This is a genomic window from Algoriphagus lacus (assembly GCF_003583985.1).
GTDB lineage: Bacteria > Bacteroidota > Bacteroidia > Cytophagales > Cyclobacteriaceae > Algoriphagus > Algoriphagus lacus.
Window position 1 is genome coordinate 188,169 of the sequence record NZ_QXML01000001.1, and the last position, 20,036, is coordinate 208,204.

General features: G+C 43.2%; 13 protein-coding genes. 4 read left to right on the forward strand and 9 right to left on the reverse strand.

Features of this window, described 5'->3' with window-relative positions:
* Positions 1–362: 362 nt before the first annotated feature.
* The 4 genes from D0X99_RS00740 to D0X99_RS00755 are packed head-to-tail and all read left to right on the forward strand — an operon-like array spanning position 363 to position 6,641.
* Positions 363–1,565 (forward strand): FIST signal transduction protein, encoded by a 1,203-nt coding sequence (locus tag D0X99_RS00740; RefSeq protein ID WP_119475736.1) that lies wholly within the window; start codon positions 363–365, stop codon positions 1,563–1,565.
* Between the two features lie 11 nt (positions 1,566–1,576).
* On the forward strand, positions 1,577–2,902 hold the full coding sequence (locus D0X99_RS00745; RefSeq protein ID WP_119475737.1) for an adenylate/guanylate cyclase domain-containing protein: 1,326 nt from the start codon (positions 1,577–1,579) through the stop codon (positions 2,900–2,902).
* 53 nt (positions 2,903–2,955) lie between these two features.
* Positions 2,956–5,145: a hypothetical protein gene (locus D0X99_RS00750; protein WP_119475738.1), complete on the forward strand. Its 2,190-nt coding sequence runs from the start codon at positions 2,956–2,958 to the stop codon at positions 5,143–5,145.
* A complete protein-coding gene (locus D0X99_RS00755; protein WP_119475739.1) occupies positions 5,142–6,641 on the forward strand; it encodes a hypothetical protein in 1,500 nt (499 codons plus the stop codon). The genes D0X99_RS00750 and D0X99_RS00755 overlap by 4 nt, the downstream gene beginning before the upstream one ends.
* A gap of 234 nt (positions 6,642–6,875) precedes the next feature.
* Here D0X99_RS00755 and D0X99_RS00760 read toward each other — a convergent pair whose 3' ends face one another.
* From D0X99_RS00760 to D0X99_RS00795, 9 genes are all read right to left on the reverse strand, one after another.
* The gene (locus tag D0X99_RS00760; RefSeq protein ID WP_119475740.1) at positions 6,876–12,020 is read right to left on the reverse strand and encodes an adenylate/guanylate cyclase domain-containing protein; all 5,145 of its coding nucleotides are present in this window, start codon (positions 12,018–12,020) and stop codon (positions 6,876–6,878) included.
* Positions 12,021–12,027: 7 nt separating this feature from the next.
* Positions 12,028–13,545: a hypothetical protein gene (locus D0X99_RS00765; protein WP_119475741.1), complete on the reverse strand. Its 1,518-nt coding sequence runs from the start codon at positions 13,543–13,545 to the stop codon at positions 12,028–12,030.
* Positions 13,546–14,080: 535 nt separating this feature from the next.
* Positions 14,081–14,812 (reverse strand): DUF6090 family protein, encoded by a 732-nt coding sequence (locus tag D0X99_RS00770; RefSeq protein ID WP_119475742.1) that lies wholly within the window; start codon positions 14,810–14,812, stop codon positions 14,081–14,083.
* Between the two features lie 3 nt (positions 14,813–14,815).
* On the reverse strand, positions 14,816–15,583 hold the full coding sequence (locus tag D0X99_RS00775; protein WP_119475743.1) for a DUF6090 family protein: 768 nt from the start codon (positions 15,581–15,583) through the stop codon (positions 14,816–14,818).
* A 263-nt stretch (positions 15,584–15,846) separates the two neighbouring features.
* Entirely contained in the window at positions 15,847–18,072 is a 2,226-nt protein-coding gene (locus D0X99_RS00780) for a xanthine dehydrogenase family protein molybdopterin-binding subunit (protein ID WP_119475744.1), read from the reverse strand.
* Positions 18,073–18,084: 12 nt separating this feature from the next.
* Complete coding sequence (locus tag D0X99_RS00785; RefSeq protein WP_119475745.1) at positions 18,085–18,561, reverse strand: (2Fe-2S)-binding protein; 477 nt, start codon at positions 18,559–18,561, stop codon at positions 18,085–18,087.
* Positions 18,562–18,610: 49 nt separating this feature from the next.
* Entirely contained in the window at positions 18,611–18,778 is a 168-nt protein-coding gene (locus D0X99_RS20360) for a hypothetical protein (protein ID WP_158587665.1), read from the reverse strand.
* Between the two features lie 189 nt (positions 18,779–18,967).
* Positions 18,968–19,225, reverse strand: a complete 258-nt coding sequence (locus D0X99_RS20365; protein WP_119475746.1) for a hypothetical protein — start codon at positions 19,223–19,225, stop codon at positions 18,968–18,970.
* Positions 19,226–19,253: 28 nt separating this feature from the next.
* On the reverse strand, positions 19,254–20,015 hold the full coding sequence (locus D0X99_RS00795) for a DUF6090 family protein (protein WP_119475747.1): 762 nt from the start codon (positions 20,013–20,015) through the stop codon (positions 19,254–19,256).
* Positions 20,016–20,036: the final 21 nt, after the last annotated feature.

Below are 20,036 nucleotides of genomic sequence, written 5' to 3' on the forward strand. Positions count from 1 at the left end.
AGTTTAGGAAAATCCTCCTAGCGGGGAATCGAATTGAAGAGTGGTGTGTTAAGTTTTTAAAAATTTCACCCGCAGGAGGATTTGTTAAAAGCTACTGGATTGGATGGGTTTCAAAAATAGGCCAAGGACGAAAAGATGATATTTTTGTCCCAAGCAATTGAATTATTTCCCGAAGGGAAAAACATTTTTTCATATGTGGAAAAACCCACGGAGGGGCATAAAAAATGGGGTTTAATTGAAAAATTAATTTTTTAAAAAATGCTTGCCTCCCGCTCAAAGGTTCTTTGAATATTTTTATCTTGACGGTCACTTTTCTAGAATAAATCATATTTCAATCAGAATATTTTAATCCTTGTCATTTTATGAAGACAACAGTTGGAGTTGGTGCCAGTAACCAAACAAATTCTTTTTCAGCAGGAAAAGAGGCCGCCTCTCAGGCCATGAAAGAGGGAAAAATTGAAAGACCGGATTTTGCACTCATTTTTTGTGGGGGCAAACATGATCCCAAGGAATTTCTTCGAGGAGTTAATGAAATCATCCCAAATGTCCCCAAAGCAGGGGGTTCTTCCTTTGGCATCCTTACAGACAAATTTATCGGCTACGATGGTTTTGAAGTCGGAGTGACCATCTTCAGCTCAGACAAGATCCGATTTGAGATTTTTCATGCCGGAGGATTAAATGAGGATGAGTTCAAAGTAGGTCAGGAACTCGGGGGTAAAATCCAAAAAGCGATTAAGCCTGATTCCCGCGGACTCTGGGTGTTTTATGACTCCAGCAAGCAGCAAAATCCACCAATGTTGAATTTTGCCACTCCACTTTTTGCCGCATTGGAAAATTTCCTTCCAGAAGATCTTTCTGTTGCGGGAGGAGGATTTTTGGCAGACATGATGCTCAGTACGTGCTACCAGTTTGTAAACAATGAGATTTTCTCACAGCATGCTGTGGGGATTTTGGTTTCAGGAGAATGCAAAATGGAAACTGCTATCCTGCATGGATGTCAGCCTTGCAGTGACTATATCACCATCACCAAGGCAGAAGGCCCTGTGGTAATGGAAATCGAAGGGCAGCCCGCACTGGATTTGATCGATGAATTATTGGGCCCTGATCATGGAATCAAGGTCAAAGACTTTGCGATGAACGTGACACTCGGAGTCAACCGGGGAGACAAGTTCAGTGATTTCAAAGAAAGTGATTACGCAAACCGGCTCACTCTTGCGGTCGATGAGCAACACAAGGCCCTAATTATGTTCGAACCGGATCTGACCAATGGAACAGAAGTTCAGTTGATGCGACGAAACCTGGAGCCGGATTATGTGGCTGAGGTCATTGCCGGCATTAAGGAAAATATCAAAGGGTTTAATCCAGTACATGCTTTTTACATTAACTGTGGAGGAAGAGCCAAGCCTTACTCGGGAGTGGATTTTGAGGATGCTGCGGAAGTTCAGCGGGAGGTTGGTGCTATCCCGTTGTCCGGTTTTTATTCAGGAGTAGAAGTTGCCAAAGTGGGTAATAAACTTCAGCCTCTGGATTGGACCGGAGTGTTGTGTATTTTGGCAGAAAACTAATCCCTCAATCCATGAGTACTCATCAGAATGATGATTTATCTCAAAAAGAAATAAATTATTATAAGGAGCGCCTAAGAAAGATGACCAGCTCGTACATGAGTCTGGAGTACAGAAATGCTGACCTTTCTAAGGACGTTTTTCAGATGAGTGAGGGACTAAAGGTAATTGCAGAATTACAGCATATTGACACCCACACCAACAATGAGGATTTTCTGGACGGGCTAACAGAAAGTATAAACATCCGGCTGAAAATGGATGTAACGCTAATCCTTTTACCCCTACCAGAAAAGCCTTTACAATACACTCCCAAGTACATCAAGGCCTATAATACTTACAACAAGGAGGAAGTTTCCCGAAAAATTCTGACCATTCCGGCGGAGTTTTTTGAGCAAAAATCTTCCTTGATCTTCAATGAAGAAAACAGCGAGGATGAACTGGTCCAAATGCTCCGAAAGGAGCTTTCCATGCATCATTTTGTCCTCGCCCCCATTCTTCATGACAAAGCCATATTCGGGTACTTTTTCTGTGGAAGAAGACCTCAGCTTTTGCAAACCGGAACTGGAATCCTTCCCTATCATCTGAATATCCTTGACGCCATCGGTGGGGTGATTTCTGCAGTACAAAATCAGATTGACCGAAATGTGATCCTGGAACGCTTGGTGGATGAACGAACCCAGGAACTCAAGAAGGAGAAGGAAATCAGTGAAGAACTCCTGCTGAACATTCTTCCTTACGAAACCACCCAGGAATTGAAAGCCAATGGTTTTGCAAAAGCAAAGGATTACAATGTCGTAACGGTGCTGTTCACGGACTTCAAAAACTTCACCCAGTTCAGTGAGGGGATGTCTTCCCACGACTTGGTGGCCGAGATTGATTTTTATTACCGTGCATTCGATGAGATCATCACCAAATATGGGATCGAAAAGATCAAAACCATCGGCGACAGCTACATGTGCGCCTCCGGTCTTCCGATCGAAAAGGAAAGCCATGCCCTAGATGCAGTGCTTGCTGCACTTGAGATCCGTGATTTTGTAGGAAACCTGATGGAAGAGCGAAAAAGGAATGGACAATCCTATTTCGAAATCCGGGTAGGCTTAAACAGCGGTCCGGTGGTGGCTGGTATTGTGGGGATCAAAAAGTTCGCTTACGACATCTGGGGAGATACCGTAAACATCGCCTCCCGAATGGAATCAAGCGGAGAAGCCGGAAAAGTAAATATTAGTGAAAGCACCTATCAATTGGTTAAAGATTCCTTTGATTGTTCCTATCGGGGGAAAATGGATGCCAAAAACAAAGGGGTCATCGATATGTATTTTGTCGAAAAAAAGAAAGACTGAAGGAGAAAAGCCTCTTTCAGGAGTAAATAGATTTTTAACCCAAACCAATTTTTATGAGTCAATTTGATTTCCCCCGGATCAATTTCCATGGTTCGGTTTTGTTTGATGTCGGTACTGCAAACAACGGCAGGTTTGATCCGCTTCAAGTTTATGACCAGGTCAATGCCAGACCGATTATCCCTCCATTCGTAACGATCTCCGACAAAATCCTCGGAGATGTTGTCAATGCCGGATACCACGTTGAAAGTGGTAGTAATGGAAATTACGTAGAGATCAGCAGCATCAATACTCCCGAACTTTACGACCAATGGTGTACCCAGACTCTGGGAACAAGCCCCCTGGATCAAGGCTATTGGAAATTGTATAATATTGTTCCTGTTTCCTCTCCTGGTGGGGTTCCAAACCCTTCGCTTGGGGCAGGTTGGATACAGCCAGGCTACTGGAATTACTATGGCGACATGAGTGTCTTTGCCGAATCCGTGCAGGTGACCGGTGTCCAAATACCTGATGGCCAAGGGGGAGTCTCCACATACTCACCGGGAAATTCGGCTGGCTGTCCTGCAGGATTGGAGCAGCTTTTAGGAACTTCATTTTCCTTCCATCAGGATTTTTATTATCCAAATCCCAAGACCTCGGCCATGTTCTGTGATGTGGACAGCATTGGACAGACTTGTACCCAGCTCTTTATCGGGAAAGCAGGTATGTATAATCCACAGAATTCACCCCAAAAAACTTACTTCACTGGAAAGCCTTGCAAAGCGACCTTCAACTGGCTGGGGTTGAGCAAAGTCCTCAACTGGTACGCTGACCTCTTGATGCCGATGAGCGGTTCGGCGTATTTCTACACGACGATCGATTTGAGCCAAGGTTCCTGCGATCCTGCTTTGCAGGAGGTTTTGGATCAGTATGCCGGTTTGCACGTCACCAAACTCTCCGTGAAAATCATGGTTCATGAGGTCTATGAAGTCCATAGTCCGGATTATTCCAAAATGCCTACCCAACCCTTGGGCAACAACCAGACTGGGGTTCCCAAAAACCCAGCTAGAGCAGCTATCTCAGGATCCATTACCCCCTATTTTGAAGGGGACATGACCACCAACACCATCTGCAGAATTCTTAAAAATCCCATTTCCGCAAATCCATCCCTTGACACCTCTGGACTGGATATTCCCACTACTTTTGGTGGGACTAAGATTTCCTTGAACAGTTCCTTTCAGCTTGCTCCGGCATTTTTAAAGATCAATTCTGCCTACAATTTCATTTCGCTTGACCTTATCAGTACCATTTGTGAGTACGGAATTGGTTTTGGACCCTACCCTAACTATAGTGGACAGACTTCTATTCCCCCCTTCTTAAGTTTTGAAAACTTTGACCACGGTACCTTAAGCCTGTATTTTTACCCTGAAAATGGCAATCCTCCGGTCTTTATCGGGAAAATGGATCATGTGAATGATTACAACATGGCCACCTTTTTAGCCCGGGGAGGAGTAATGGACTTTGCCTTGCCCAATCAGATAGATTGGTCAAAAGGAACGTTCAGCCTTTTGTCAGGAACTGTTCCCTTGATGGTGGAGGATGACTACTTGATTCTATCTGACCAGCAGGGTTCTTACGCAGAGCAAAATCAGCCCATAGCCTACGGATACAAATCCGATGGTCCTGGCAGAGGGCCGGTTTACCTTCGGGTGTTCTATAGAGGAGAACCTCTGACCAATCCGGTATTGGGAGTTTACCAATACAGTGACCCTGCCTCAGGAAACACTGTGAGTACTCCTATTAACTATATCGATGGAATGTCTTTCGTCTATCCTGTAGCCAATCCTGGCTGTATGCAGTATGTGTTTGCCATCACTCCCAACCAACAAATTCCTAGCAATCCTTCGCAGGGACTCTATTTCGCTGCAAACGGCTACAGCATCACCACTCGGGTTTTGAACACATTTCCTGAATTGGATCCTTATTTGTCTGGAAATGAACCCATCACTTGGGATTTGATCCTGCAAAATGTGCTGATGAACTATGGTACCGTGGTTCCGATCATGTCCAAAATTATTCCTTTTGAGGAAAGCAACTGGGCAGAGCCCAATACCCTTCGGTACCTGCTGGGAGTCATTGACGATGCCAACTGGGGGGAACCCTATTACATGCCGGTGACTCGGGAGCTATCGGCAAATCAGCGGGCACTGCTTCAAAAGTGGGCCAACGGCATTTTATCTTCCATTTTCAATTCTAGCCAGCGATGAAAAAGGGCCCAATGATTACTTTCTCCCAACTAGTCACTGTTTTCTTGATCGGCATGGGGATGTGGGGATGTACCACTACCACAAATCAGACTGAAGTGTCGGAAAAGGCTACACCCAAGTGGCACCAGGAAATAGCCAGGATTTCTGAATTGGCAAAGGCGGATTCCTCTGTTTCAGATTTCGTCCAAATGACCCTAGTCCCGGATACCTTGGGTTTTTACCTGCCTGCGATTCAAAGTCCAGTAGCAGCCCATTCCAATGGAGTCTGGGTGCTTTTTGGGGGAAGAAAGGCCGGCTTGCACAGCATGAACAACAATCCTCCGGCATTCAACACGCTGCAGGCCAATGATTCGATCTGGGTAGTGGACCTTGCCAACCAACGATCAATGGGAGTTCCTGTCCCTCCTTCCTATTTCAAATACCTCGCGGCCAGCAGTCAGCAGTATTTTCAGGACGGGGATTTGCTGTACGTGAATGGAGGATTTACCTTCTCGGACAGCAGCTCGACCTTGGTTAGCAATTGGACATCTGATGCTTTTTTCGAAATCAACGTTCCGTCTTTGATTCAATATGTCACAATCGGAGGGACTTCTCCTGATTTGGACCAAGTCTTTACCAAATTCCTAAGAGACCCCTACCTACAAGTCACGGGGGGCGAGATGATCGAGTCCAACGGCAATTTCTACATTGTTGGGGGGCATAACTACCAAGGAGCCTATCAGCCCGGCAAAACAGGCAAATACACCAATGCCATCCGAAAATTTGAACTCTCGATGGTAGGAAATGCCTGGGCTGTCACCGACACCCTCACCCTCAGCGATCCGGAAAATCTTCACCGTCGGGATTTCAATCTGGCAGAGGTCATTCTTCCGGATGAGGATTCAATTGGTGTGGTCATCATGGGAGGCGTTTTTACGCCCGATGACATGGCTTACCAAAGCCCGGTTTACATTAACGGCCTTGCCTCGGGCAATCCGTCGATCGAGGTGGATACCGTGACTCAGCAGAATGTGAACCTCTACTCCAGCGCCAAAATCAATTCTGTAATGGCTGCTGGGGAGTATCGGGTCAATCGCATTGCCCTCCTCGGCGGAATCACTTACAAGGCTTACAACAAAGACTCGGGCGGATTAGTAATTCCTCCAATTACGGAGGTTTTGCCTTTTTCCAATCTGATGTCATCTTACTATACCAATGGAGAAGATGAAACCGTCGAACTCGTTCAGCTGCCACCCAATGAACTTTTACCAGGCTACTTGGGTACAAACGCGGTCTTTTTCCCCGTGTCGGATTACCTCTATGGAAGCTCTTCCAATGTGATCGACCTGAACAAAGTATTTCCGGATTCAGTCACTGGTCCCGTATTGGTCGGATATATGTACGGTGGGATTCTCTCCCCCGCGGCGATTACCTTTTCCCCTCGAGGACCCAGAAGTACCACCACAAATCCGGTTCTTTATGAGGTCTACATGAGTATTCCCAATGTAAACCAATGAGGTAAGAGGCTTTAGGGAAAAACAAAACGGGGACGGACTTTCAATCCGTCCCCGTTTTTTTTGATGAGGATTGTAGGGTTTAGCGGATTTTCCAGAGGAGTCTAATCACCACCTTTTCTGCTTCAATTAATTTCAAATTGGCAGACATTCCCTTTTCGAAATTTTCAAAAAGGAAAGGGTAAGGCACTATGGGTGTAATCTTAAGGAACTGAAAAATGAATGAAGCGCTTAGATTTAATTTTTTTCTACATAATACATGTCAAGCATCCCGGTATTTTTTGCTTCGATTTTTCCGCGATACTCGCATTTGAAAAAGTCTTTAACCTCATTGTAGGTTACCTCACTGATATTGACTTTGCCAGCCTCACTCGAGGATTCCATTCTTGAGGCAAGGTTGACAGTATTGCCCCAGATATCGTACACAAATTTCTTTGTGCCAACTACTCCTGATACAACCGGTCCACTATGAATTCCTATTCGAATGTCGAAATAAGGCTTGCCTTCTTTTTGTCGTTTAACTTTTTCCTGCCCAACAAACTCATTGAAATCTAAAGCTGTTCGTACAGCGTCAATAGCATGAGTATTCCTTTCTACAGGAATACCGGCTGCACACATGTAACTATCTCCTATGGTCTTTATTTTTTCGACCTGATGCAGGGAAATAATTTCATCGAATTTGCTGTAGTAGTGGTTGATTTCATTGACCAAATCAACGGCATCAAATTTTTCACTGATGGTAGTGAAGTTGACAAAATCTGTAAATATGACACTGATGTTACGATGGTATTTAGGAAGTGTGGATCCTGTTGATTTTAACTCATCAGCAGTTTCTTTTGGAAGGATGTTGAGGAGCAATCGATCAGATTTTATTTTTTCCTGCTCCAATTCATTTTTTTGCTTTTCGAGTTCCTCGGTTCTGTCCTTTACTTTTTGTTCCAGATCTTGATAGAAGATTGAGTTCTCAAGTGATACAGCGATTTGACCAGACAATAATTTTAAAAATTCCACTCGCTCGACACTGAACACTCCAGAGTAAAGGGTATTGTCAAGGTAAATAACTGCAGAAATTTTGCCCTGATTGAGAATTGGCAAACAGAGCACTGAGGATGTTTTTTGTTCTTCAAGGATTTGATCATTTGCAAACCTCAGATCATGTTGGATATCGTCAATGACCAAGTTTTCTTTCGTTCTGATTACATAATTAATGACTGATTCCGGCAGGAATTTATTTTTTTCCAATGGGACTTGGAGGGTTTGATATTCAAATTCCTCCTTCAACGATCCCATTCCTTCGATCACCCAACTTGTTCCTTTTGGAATGATCAAATAGCCATTTTGAGCGCCGGCATTTTCTATGACTACACCCATCAGTTTCTTGATGAGCTGCTCAAATAGTATTTCTCCTGAGATAGCCAATGAGGCCTTCACCAGGGAAGTCAAATCCAATTTGTTGCTGTTTTGCGATTCTTGATACTTCGTGATTGGTGTTTTGGAAAAGGCGTCAACATATTCCGTTTTGGGAATGAGCGCATACATATTGTCCAGATGGTCAACTTTAGCTATTGCTCCCCATTTCAGGTAAAGTCTTCTAGCTTCCATCAGATATTTCATTCCGACTGCCCTATCCTGAGGTAAATGAAACTTTCCTGCAGATTCGTTGGCAACTGCTTCTTCCAGCATCAATTTGGAATCCTTCCCGGTTTTGATCGCTAGGTCAAATAATGCTGCTGCCTTTTCTTTGTTCCCTTTGATTTGTTGGAGTTCTGCACTTACCAAATACATTTTGGTGTTATAATTTTCGGGAGAACTTCTAGCTGCTTTTTCGATCTTGCCTAAGTATTTTTTGGCCTTCAAAATCAGCATTTGCTTTTTTATTCCGGAGTGTTTTTCAGCCGACTTAAGTTTTGCAATAGCATAGAGAGATTGCATGAATGGGATATGAGGCCAAGCCAATACATTGTCAATTATTTTGAAGCCTTTATCCCCATGCGCTATTACTTCATCATAATTTCCAAATAGGAAATTCAACAGCATCTTGTTGATGGCAAAGACACATAGGCCTGTATAATCAAAGGATTCTTCTTGTTGTAATCGATCAGTATCTTCGTCGTAATATGGCCCGAGAAGGTTGGTTTCAGTCTTGTTGTTTTGAAGAATATAAACTGTTTGCCTGAAAGTATTCAACCAGCGAAGTCCCAAATCCTGCTTGATTTTAGTCAGGCTGGAGGCATACCCATCCATCTCTGATTTGAGTTGGGTCAGCGGCACATCCATGAAAAATTTGATCACACAGTAATTGAATGCTGCATAGGAAGCGAAGAGAAAATCCCCATTTTCAATACCCTTATGATAGCTTAATAAAATTTCCGGAAGGTTATTATGGTAAGGATATTTCCAATTCCTGATGAAATTTCCATTTATAAAGTGAGTTTTTGCTAATAAACCCTGAGTTTGAAATTTATCATTAAGGCTGACAGCAAGCTCTCCAAATTTCAATCCTTCGTCAAATTCAAACGTACTTCCACACATCACGATTCCATAAGTGGCATATGCAAAAGCTGTGTGTTGATGGTTTCCATACTTGATAGAAAGGTTGATCTGTTTGAATACGATAAGCGGGAAATAATTCTTTTTGGCGAAATAGGAAGGCTGGGCGATTTCTGAGAGTACTTCCATGATTGCCGCTTCCTTTTCTTGCGTCATATTTGGCAAAGACCGGAGGGAATCGGCAGAGTGATTTCTAAGCAAATACTTGGTAGCCAGTAGATTGATAATGATATGAAGCGGATTGGGCTTGGAGGGAAATTTTACTCCCAGTTTTTTCAAGCATTCTATCCCTATATCAAAGGCCTCTTCATTTTTTGTGAGCGAGACGTAAGCTTTGATCTTGATAATGTATGCTTTCACCAAGTCACTGATATTTTGAGCATTGGTGAAGATGGAGTCAGTAATTCGACCCATGGATTCGAAATCCCCACTTAAGTAAGCGGTTTCTCCTCCTTCGTTGTAAACTGACAGGGTGAGGTCATAATTCTTTTTCCAGGCTTCTTCGGGAAGTATAAGCAATCCGCTTGAATAGAAGCCATTGGCTGGTCCGTAGGATGCAGAAGCCTTTGCTTTTCTACCAGCCAGAAGATTCAGCTCGGCAATTTTCAATTTTTCTGAGTAATCCTCCACCAGACTTGCTCCGTTGTTCAGGTTGTAAACGAGGTCAAACAGGTTTTCAGAAATTTTTTCCTCAGACAAATTGTGTAGCATCATTCTGCCGATCTGAAGGTGAACGGCTTTTTTATCAGGTTCATCCACCAAAGCATACGCAGCTTGTTGAACTCGGTCATGCAGGAATTTAAACTTGGGGATCTCGTTATCGAGTGATTCTTCCTGATTCATCCAGGAACCGTTGATGGAGAGAACAAGATCTTCTTCCAAAACAGACAAAAAATCCCTGGAGGTATCGCCCCAGCTTTTGCCATAGATGGCAGACAAAACCTGAAGATCGAAAATGTTGCCAATACAGGATGCAAGTACGCATAGCCTTTGGGCATTGGCATCAAGCTTTTTTATTTTCCCAATCATGAGATCAATTACATTGTCTGTAATATCATGTTTCATGATTTCGTTGATCTCCCATTTCCATTCCTTCTTTTCGTAGTTGAAATGGATCAATTTTTCATCATACAGCGATTTTAGAAACTCACTGGTGAAAAAAGGATTGCCCCCTGTCTTCTTTAGGAGTAATTGGGCCAATGAAGCACACTTGGCAGCGGGTAGATGAAAAGTATCTACCAGTAGCTGAATCAAATCTTGTGATTCCAACTGTGAAAGGGTAATTTCCTTGAGATGGCTAAAATCGGGCTTTAACTTTTTGACCAAATTTTGAAGCGGATGTGTGATGTCTACTTGGTTACCCCGGAAAGTGCCAATCAGCAAAAAATGAGAGGTTTCCTGATCCGTCAGCATATTGTAAATCAAGTCCAGCGTGGGTAAGTCAGCCCAATGAATGTCATCCAGAAAGATGACTAGTGGGTGTTCTGGTTTTGCAAATAGCTGGATAAAGGAGACAAAGGCCAATGTAGCTCTGTTCTTGGCTTCTTGTGGAGGCAAAGCGATAACCTGAGCTTGCTTTCCAACTATCAATTCCAATTCAGGAATGATTTCAATGAGGAGTTGGACATTAGGACCCAGTGCGGAAAGAATTTTTTCCTTCCACTCTTCGACTTTTTTGTCCGGCTCGGCCAGGATCCGTTTGATCAAACCTCTAAAGGCGGAAATTCCGGCACTATAAGGGATGTTCCTCTGAAATTGATCAAATTTTCCCTCAGCAAAAAAGCCTCCTGCTGAAATGATGTCCTGCGCAATTTCGTGCACCAAGGCAGATTTGCCTATCCCGGAGTAGCCCGAGATCAGGACAAAAGAGCTCCCACCAATACATGTATTTCGAAATTCAGAACGAATCTCTTCAAGTTCTTTTTCTCTTCCGTATAACTTTTGTGGAATACTAAAAATATCCGATTGATCATGCAGTCCTAATTCAAAATCTGAAATCCCCCCCTTTTCATTCAGAAGAAAGAGACAATTTTCCAAATCTGCGATCAGACCACTGGCGGAGTGATACCGCTGATCGGAGGATTTTTCCAACAATTTCATAATGATATTCCCAATCATTTTGGGAATTCGATTATCAATGAGGGAAGGATGGTCCGGAAGCTTTGCAATGTGTGCATGGATCAGTTCGATTGGATCAGCTGTCTCAAAGGGATACTTACCTGTAAACATCCAATAGAATAGAACCCCCATTGAATAGAAATCTGTTCGATAGTCCAGTAACCTGTTGATTCGACCAGTCTGTTCCGGGGAAATAAAATGAAGATCCCCAACTATTTCTTTGTGGTCGAAGAGTTCGGTTCTTTCCTGACTTAACAGCATGGATACGCTGAGATCCAAAAGCTTGATTTCGGAGGTTTCTTCCCCGATCAAAAAGGTACTGGAATTGATGTTTTTGTGGATGATCTTACGCTGATGGAGGACTCCAATGATCGTGGCGATTTCTATGCAAAGGCTGAGATTGGTGTTGATGGAAGGTCTTTTTTTCTTGATTCCTTCACTCAGGACTACTCCTTGAAAATCTTCCATTACCAAGGCTAAACCATGCCTTGAATCCACCATTTCCAACATTTTGACCAAACCTGGAATCTGGATTTTCGAGGAAATATCGAACTCTCGTTCAAATTTTCTAAACGAAGAAAGCTCTTGAAATTCTACCGGGACTAGTTTGAGAATGACAGGCAATCCATCATGAGTTCGGATTCCTCGGGAGATTATCATTCGGCCATTATCCGAAAGGCACTCATTAATGGTAAATCCTGGAAACGCTTTCATCAACGATTTAATATTGTATGCTTCTTGAAATCTGATCTAGTGGAATGTAATTATAGACTGTCAATTCCTTTTCGGTCTTTTGCAGATCTTTCAGGAAGTAAATATTTAATTCTCGAAGCGTCTGTTCAGTTGGCTTATTGAAATTGTAAACTGTATCCTTCAGTAGCGTGACATTGCGAGGTGCAAAGAACATTTTCCGTTCGAAGTGATGTCTGAAAATATCTCCCCAATGAATGATTCCTTTGCGGTCAAAGGGAGGGATATCCTTGGAATCTGGCGGCGGCACTCTCAACCGGAGTGGTGCCACATTGATGTCAATCAGACTGAAATCATAATGATCTGCTGCATGGCCTACGGATAGATCCCAGATGATATTGGCAATTACCTTCGAAAGAAGTGATTTCTCACCGCTCTCGGCGTGCTTTTTGAACTTTGCATCTCCATTATGATCCAGATAGAAAAACTCTTTTCCTGAAGGAAATTCCGGGACCCAAGTTTTAACATAGTCCGCCCAAATCATGATGTCGGTGTATTCATCAGGAGGGATTTGTTCTACTACTTTGTGTACAAAATCAAAGATCGTATCATAATAGGCCATCAGGAAAGTCCCATAATCCGAATGATAGGTATCAGGCACGATTTGGAACTTATACTTGGGATAAGAGGGATTCCCTTCTATTCCATTATACCCATATAAAAACATTCCCGCGAGTCCCCCTTCAGGTGCAGGAAATGCTGCAAAAGGTAATTTCTGGTTATTGACAATAGGAGAGGTAGGAGAGTTCAGAACTGAATAATTCAATTCCAGAGTAAGATCTAAGTGGGGTTTTAGAAGTCGCAATAGCACGCTGTCTTTAGGCAGGCAGGTTTTTGAAACGGCATTGATACTATCATAGGGAAAATGCAAATTGGCATGTGCCGAGGAGGAAATTCGGATAGCCGCCCCTTGCAAAACAAAGTATTTAGCCAATTCCCAAGCATTCCCGTCTTTTGGTTCCAGCATCAATGGAGTGTCAGGGAAATAGATAGCTACTACTTTTCTTTTTCCATCTACCAAATCTCCCTTAAATAAGGTGATCGTAGGGGCGGTGAAAATCCCCGGAAAAGAAAGACAGTGCTCCAATAAAGTAAAGTCTGAAACAAAAAATTTCTCGTTAGGTTCGGCATCCAAAAACTCCTTGAAAATCTTCAGTTTCTCGTTTTCGGGGTACTTTTCCCGTTCATTCAATTCGTTTGAGATAAATTTGCTGAAAGAAGAATGAGTAAGTAATTCTTCGAATTCCGCATCAGAAACAGGCTTTAAGCCTCGATTTTGAAAGGCATATTTCATCGAAACAGGCCAATAGGTAAGGAAGGTGATTTTGTAGTGAATGCCGATTGTCCAGTTCCATTTTTTCACCTCATCTTTCGGGACATGAACTACCCCGGGAGCGAAACCAAAAGGATGTGAGGGTTGAGGCTGTGGCCAAGGGCCTTTTCTGTCATAATAGTAATTAGAGGAAGGTTTAACTCTTGGCAAGCTCATAAGGAATGGGGTTCGGTGATTATTCTAAATATAAGCTTATTTTTTGAAAGGTATTTTTGGGGAATTTTCCCTGTTAATTTCAAATGCTAATCCTTCTGAAGCTTTCTTCACAATTCAATTCTGATCGAAGTATTGATAGATTTTGAATTCCTCCTAAAGGAAAAAACACTTACAATATTTTGGGGATAAGATTTTATTGCCCTTTTTCAAAAGTTAAAACGAACCAATAATTATAAGAAATATTGCTTTTGGTAAAGTCAAATCAAGTACTTATTAAAATATCCCAGCGAGGACGAATGCCCTATTATTTTGACCGAAACACTTGATCTATTTTTCGTAGAAAAGTGAAAGACCAGCATTTTTTGTCGGGGCCTATACCGGTTATTTATGGGGTCTATAAGTGTATTCCTGACGTTAACCAAAAAGAAAAATACCTTTGGGAAAAACAGAATGGGGACGGACTTTCAATCCGTCCCCGTTTTTTTGATGAGGATTGGAGGAGTTAGCGGATTTTTCGGAAGAAGGGTATCATGGTCTATTCTTTGAGATTTGCAAGGTGCCGGTCAATTTGCGCGATTAATCCCACCACGGTTTTCTGAATTTCCTCATACTGATCTTGCTGGAACTTCCGGATAAACAGGTTCATTTTGAGCACTTCGTTAAACTCTCTGTTTCTCAAAAGCGCTTCATAATCTTCGGGGCTTGCCGATACCCAAATCTCATCCATGGTTATGTTTTCGAGAACCATTGGATAGAAATAATTCCATTGGTATCCATCGTCTAGGTCCTTTTCGGTATTCTCAAGGTAGACGTATCGGGTGGAATAGAGGTAGGAAATCCGATTGCGAAGGGAGTCATCGGAAATCAGATCAAGACCTACAGATTTTAGGTTTTCCCAGGAGGCGGTGTTTTCTGACAATTGGAAATTGCCGAAAATACTCCCGAAATATGGTTTCAGGGAATCATGGTATGGTTTTTTCTCACTTAGAGCGGAAAGGATGACTTCATTGGAGGTAATTCTTTTTTGGTTTCCACTGATATTAAACTCCAAATCCAACAGGTCGCTTTGGAGATTGCTTTTCATCTCACTCAATAAAATAGCTTCTTTTACTCTCAACTTGCTCGATTCGTTGGTATTATTGATTTGGAGGGCAATCAGAATCCCAATCACAACAAGGAAGATTTCCCCAATCGCATAGACCAGATATCGGGTGACCCGGTTTTGAGAGAGGAGCTGTTGGCGGATTTTCCGGAAGAACGAGATCATCGCTTAGCGGTTTAGTTGGGCTTCAATTCTATCCAGTAATTGTTCTGTAGACACCTTCATGGTTTTCAGTTCTTCAATCAAATTTCTACCGTTGAGAAGGCATAGTGAAAAACCATTTTTGTAGGTAGGATCGCTAAGGAGTTTTTCAATCACCTCGGGTGAGGTTGGCTTCGCTGAGGTTTGTGTGTCCCTATCTACAAATTTGATGTAATCTTTATAGGCCTGTCCCACATCCCCTGTTCGGAAGTAGGGTCCATAAAGATATTCTTGATAGTCATAGCGCATGTGTTCCTGACTGCCATCGATCTTATCATAGTTGAGTTCCATTCGCATTAGCTCACTTTTCAGACTGTCGTCAGAAAGTATCCCCAGGCTTCCTGAACTGATCATCTCTCGTATGGTACTGTTGTTGCGAATGAAAGGTTCCCAGTTCAACACCTCCATGGTGTGAAAATTTAAGGAGTCCGAACCTGAAATGGGAGCACCTTCAAAGTAGCTGATCATCACTTCTGCAGAGCTTGAGGCTCTGGTGTATCGGTCGATGCTACGGTCCAGTTCTGTTATGTTGAGTAGCAGGTCTGATTTCAATCCGTGTAAGAAGGCCCTTTCACGAGCCTTTTTGATTTGAGCCTCACGGTAGTTGTTTACTTGCAAGGCAATCAGAATCCCGATTACAACCAAAATAATCTCCCCAATCGCATAGACCAGATATCGGGTGACCCGGTTTTGTTGAAGAAGGGATTGGCGGATTTTTCTGAATATTGTGACCATGGCCTGTTTAAAATTTAAGAAATAATCCACCTACCCTAGCTTTCCTTCTCTAGGAAGGTCTTTTCCACTTTGCTCCTCGAAAATCTTTAAGTTGTGGATCAAAAGAGATTTTGCATTCTGAAGTACATATTCTAAGAAAGCGACTTTTGCATCCGGGGTTTCGGCTCTACCTTTTTGCTAAGAGGTTTTCCGAAAAAATCCGATGCTTTTAAAGTTATGATTATTTAAAAACAAACTACTCCTGATGTCAACAGGAGAACGGATCAAGTCGAAGGTAGAATTGATGCTCGCAAATCGTTTTTTGAAATCGGAAGTTGTCGGATTCGGATACCTGTTGCATCAAAGATGGCATTGGTCACCGCCGGGGCTATTACGGGAGTGCTTGGTTCTCCTGCACCACCTGGAGGATTTCCGGAATTGATGATATAAGTCTCAATTTTTGGCGCTTCATTCATTCGGGTTACCGGATAATTATGGAAATTACTCTGTGCCACTGCCCCGTTTTCGATGGTAATCTCGCCGGTCATGGCAGCCGCCAAGCCGTAGATTATTCCACTTTCCATCTGGGCAATAAATCCATCCGGGTGAATGGCAAAGCCTGGATCAACAGCACAGACAACACGATGCACTTTCACCTTTCCTTCGACGCTCACTTCCACTTCTGCTACTTCAGCCACAATAGATCCAAAAGATTGGGCTATGGCGACGCCTCTGCCCCAATTGGCAGGAAGAGGAGCTCCCCAATTTGACTTTTCGTAAACCAAGTCCAGAACACGTTGAAACCTTAAATTATCCTTTGTCAGGGTCTTTCTGTAGGCAAAAGGATCCTTCTTGGCCGTATGGGCTAATTCGTCAATAAAAGATTCAGTCAAAAACCCATGAGTCGAGTGGTCCACGCTTCGCCAGTTTCCCCAAGGCACAAAGGAGGCGGGGCTGGAATATTGAATCAACTGATTAGGTATGGTGTAGGGAATATCCGCTGCCTCTGGCGGATGATGTTTGAATATAAACTGATGGGTATAGGCGATGGGAAGCCCTGATTGATCCAAACCTGCCTTCATCCGACTGATGGTCGCTTCCCGATAGACATCGTGCTGCGTATCTTCTTCTCTGGACCAGATTAATTTGACCGGGAAGTCCACTTCCTTTGCGATCAATATCGCCTGCGTCATCACATCGGTCTCGGACCGTCTTCCAAAACCACCTCCCAGGAGTTGATTGTGGACGGTTACCTTATCAATATCTATTTCAAGGAGTTCTGCAGCCGCGGCCTTGACCCCAAGGGGGTTTTGGCTTCCGCACCAAATTTCACATTTTCCTTCGTGCACCCATGCTGTGCAATTCATAGGCTCCATGGTGGCGTGGGCCAAAAACGGAAGTTGGTATTCTGCCTCCACAAGGATCGCTGCCTGTTCTAATGCTTTTGTAGCATCTCCATCTTTGAAGTGTTTTTCCAGATTTCCATCTGCCAAATCAGCATCCATGGCCTTGCGATAGCGGTCCATGATTTCTGCCTGATTCAGACCACTATTTTCTGTGGCTTCAAATTCTATGGGCAGTGCATCCAATGCAGTTTTTGCCTGCCAATATCCATCAGCAATGACAGCCACTGCATCTCCTAAGTTTAAAATCTTTTTTACTCCCTGTTGGCTTGAGGAGACAGTGGTGTCCAGAGATTTTACCTTACTTCCAAAAACCGGGGCTGCCTTTATCGTGGCATATTTCATTCCGGGTACCTGCACATCCATTCCAAACTTAGCCTCTCCGGTCACCTTTGCCGGTATATCAAATCTTGGCTGTGAAGTACCCATGAGGGTAAACTCTTCGGGTGATTTCAGCTTGGGCTGTTTGGGTATGTTGACCTTGGCTGCTGCAGGTGCAAGCTCCGCAAAAGTGGCACTGCGCTTACTGCTTGCATGACTTATAATACTGTTTTTAGCGGTAAGCTCCTCTGTCGGTACTTTCCAAGTATCGGCTGCAGCCTGCAGTAGCATGGATTTGGCCGCAGCTCCTGCAATACGCATGGCCTGCTGACCTGTAAATCTTACAGAAGCACTTCCGCCAGTAATCTGGAAATTCAGGGATTTCACTGCAGTGAGGAAAACCCCGTCTATTGTTTCTTCTATAAACTTGGGGAAAGTGGCATTGCCTGCAACAAAACCTTTCAACAAGGTGAAATTGGCATATTCTTTATCAGCGGGAGCTTCCTGAAAGGTTACTTTAGACCAATCTGCATCCATCTCATCAGCGAGCATCATTGCCAAGGCAGTGTGTACTCCCTGCCCCATTTCGGCATGTGGAATGATGGCTGTGACCGTATTATCCGGAGCGATCTTGAGCCAAATATTCATGACGGTTTCTCCTTCTGAAGCTATCAATCCGGCTACTTTTGAAGAACGGTTTCCCGGTCGGATCGCTATCCCAATCACCAAGGTTCCTCCTGCCAAAACTCCAGCTCCTATAAATGCGCGTCTAGTCCATTTTTTCATATGCTTGTAGAGTTAGAGCGTATTGGAAGTTTGAAGTGATGCTGACGCGCGATGAATGGCTGACTTAATCCGGCTGTACATGCCGCAGCGACAGATATTTCCTGACATGGCTGCGTCAATCTCCTCATCAGTTGGGGAGGGATTTTCATTCAATAGTGCCACTGCAGACATGATTTGTCCGGATTGGCAATACCCACATTGTGGAGTTTGCTCTTCAATCCAAGCTTGCTGCACGATATGAAGTGTGTTTTTATCAGGAGCTATTCCTTCTATGGTAGTGATGTTTTTTCCTTCTGCTGAGATCGCGGGAGTGATGCAAGAGCGAACAGGCTGGCCATCAATGTGAACCGTACAGGCACCACATTGAGCGATGCCGCATCCAAATTTGGTCCCGGTCAATCCGCATTGTTCACGAATCACCCAAAGCAAGGGCATGTCAGCAGAGGCATCTACTACATATTCCTTTCCATTTATTTTCAAACTAGTCATGATTCAGCGGTAATGTTTTTTATCAATATCGGTATATTATTACTAATCATTAGTTTTTGAATTCCTCGATCATAATGCGGACTACGGCGACTTTTTTGATGAAAATGTCCGGCATTACATGTTTACAGATCTTGACGCACATTTCTTTGGTATTGAGCCTTCCGAATAGAAGCACTCCCATCACCTCAAAATTGAGCAGAATAGACGCGATCGTCATACGTGCTCATACCTCTTCTAGACTATTTTTTCAATGGATTGTTCTGGGAATTTATTATTCCAGACCCGCCATTGATTGATAAATTGAAGTATTCCCAAGATTTCAAGGACTTAGCCTGGCAATTTCTACATCCAAATCCCGAATCGTCGATTTTACCGATTTCCTCAGGTTTTCATAGAAGAAGTTGATTTAGGATCTGGTACGATTTCGTTGGGTTTTAAGAAAGAACAAATAGGCCTGATCCGTTTTTAGGGATTCGAAGTCAAGGGGAATCATACTTCCTGAAAATGAATTATCTGAATTGGGATAATTAAAACCTTCCTCAAATCGCCCAGGCAGGATATGCCTCATCCCATACTGTAACTCAGCCAATTCCTCTGCTTCTCCCTGTAGGAAAAAACATACTGCGAGATCAGCACGAGGATTTCGAAGAAGTATTCCGGCCATTTTTCCTTAAGAGTAACCAGGATTCGTTTCATTTTTGGAGCTCTTTTTTGATCAGTTCCCTTAATTGATTGGCATGATTGACAAGCGAAATCGCTTCTGAGTAAGAAATATCGAAATGGGTAGTTCTCATGGCCAGGAGATTTAGAAACTCTTGGTTTTTCAGGAGGTGCCCGTAGTCACTTTTCATCGGGAGTTGGCTAGGTTGGTTTTCCAGATTGGAAGAGGTGGGTGCAGCGTTAATAAATGAACTTCCATATACCGCCGGATACAGATCTGGGATTACGGCATACTTTGCGAGTTGCCCAATGAAAGGTCCCATGAAAATTTCATTCGCATAGACCTCCTCTTCTTTAAAATCATCGATCATTCCCGGCCAACTGATCAATTTTTCCTTTATTTCTTCATTTTGAATGAGACTTATTTTACCAGTTGAAAACAGTAATTCCAGAGTCCCCATTTTTCCATTGTAGGTAGGGCGGACCATGGTTTTGCCAAATAATGTATCCAACTCAGAATTCGGATTTATTGGCATAGTTGAGGAGATCTCAAATATGCGGAGGCTGGCATCAATGGCATTTTTTCGAAGGGTATTTAGGAATTCAAATTCAGCGATGGTGTTATCCAAATCATTCTGGAGGTTTTCCAGAATAGCCCGCTCTTCCAATTTATTTTTTCGGTTTTCATTCCAGCTATTCAAGGCAAAAGCACCAAGGATACCAATGGTAATCACCAGGATTTCAAGAAAGTATTCCGGCCACTTTTCTTTGAGGATGGAGTAGATGCGTTTCATGGGTTATTTTTTAGGTCTATG

Bases quoted from the DNA above. Each gene is read 5' to 3' on its own strand.
- D0X99_RS00760 (WP_119475740.1), bottom strand. From the start codon at position 12,020: ATGAAAGCGTTTCCAGGATTTACCATTAATGAGTGCCTTTCGGATAAT.
- D0X99_RS00765 (WP_119475741.1), bottom strand. From the start codon at position 13,545: ATGAGCTTGCCAAGAGTTAAACCTTCCTCTAATTACTATTATGACAGA.
- D0X99_RS00755 (WP_119475739.1), top strand. From the start codon at position 5,142: ATGAAAAAGGGCCCAATGATTACTTTCTCCCAACTAGTCACTGTTTTC.
- D0X99_RS20365 (WP_119475746.1), bottom strand. From the start codon at position 19,225: ATGGCCGGAATACTTCTTCGAAATCCTCGTGCTGATCTCGCAGTATGT.
- D0X99_RS00795 (WP_119475747.1), bottom strand. From the start codon at position 20,015: ATGAAACGCATCTACTCCATCCTCAAAGAAAAGTGGCCGGAATACTTT.
- D0X99_RS00785 (WP_119475745.1), bottom strand. From the start codon at position 18,561: ATGACTAGTTTGAAAATAAATGGAAAGGAATATGTAGTAGATGCCTCT.
- D0X99_RS00750 (WP_119475738.1), top strand. From the start codon at position 2,956: ATGAGTCAATTTGATTTCCCCCGGATCAATTTCCATGGTTCGGTTTTG.
- D0X99_RS00745 (WP_119475737.1), top strand. From the start codon at position 1,577: ATGAGTACTCATCAGAATGATGATTTATCTCAAAAAGAAATAAATTAT.
- D0X99_RS00775 (WP_119475743.1), bottom strand. From the start codon at position 15,583: ATGGTCACAATATTCAGAAAAATCCGCCAATCCCTTCTTCAACAAAAC.
- D0X99_RS00780 (WP_119475744.1), bottom strand. From the start codon at position 18,072: ATGAAAAAATGGACTAGACGCGCATTTATAGGAGCTGGAGTTTTGGCA.
- D0X99_RS00770 (WP_119475742.1), bottom strand. From the start codon at position 14,812: ATGATCTCGTTCTTCCGGAAAATCCGCCAACAGCTCCTCTCTCAAAAC.
- D0X99_RS20360 (WP_158587665.1), bottom strand. From the start codon at position 18,778: ATGACGATCGCGTCTATTCTGCTCAATTTTGAGGTGATGGGAGTGCTT.
- D0X99_RS00740 (WP_119475736.1), top strand. From the start codon at position 363: ATGAAGACAACAGTTGGAGTTGGTGCCAGTAACCAAACAAATTCTTTT.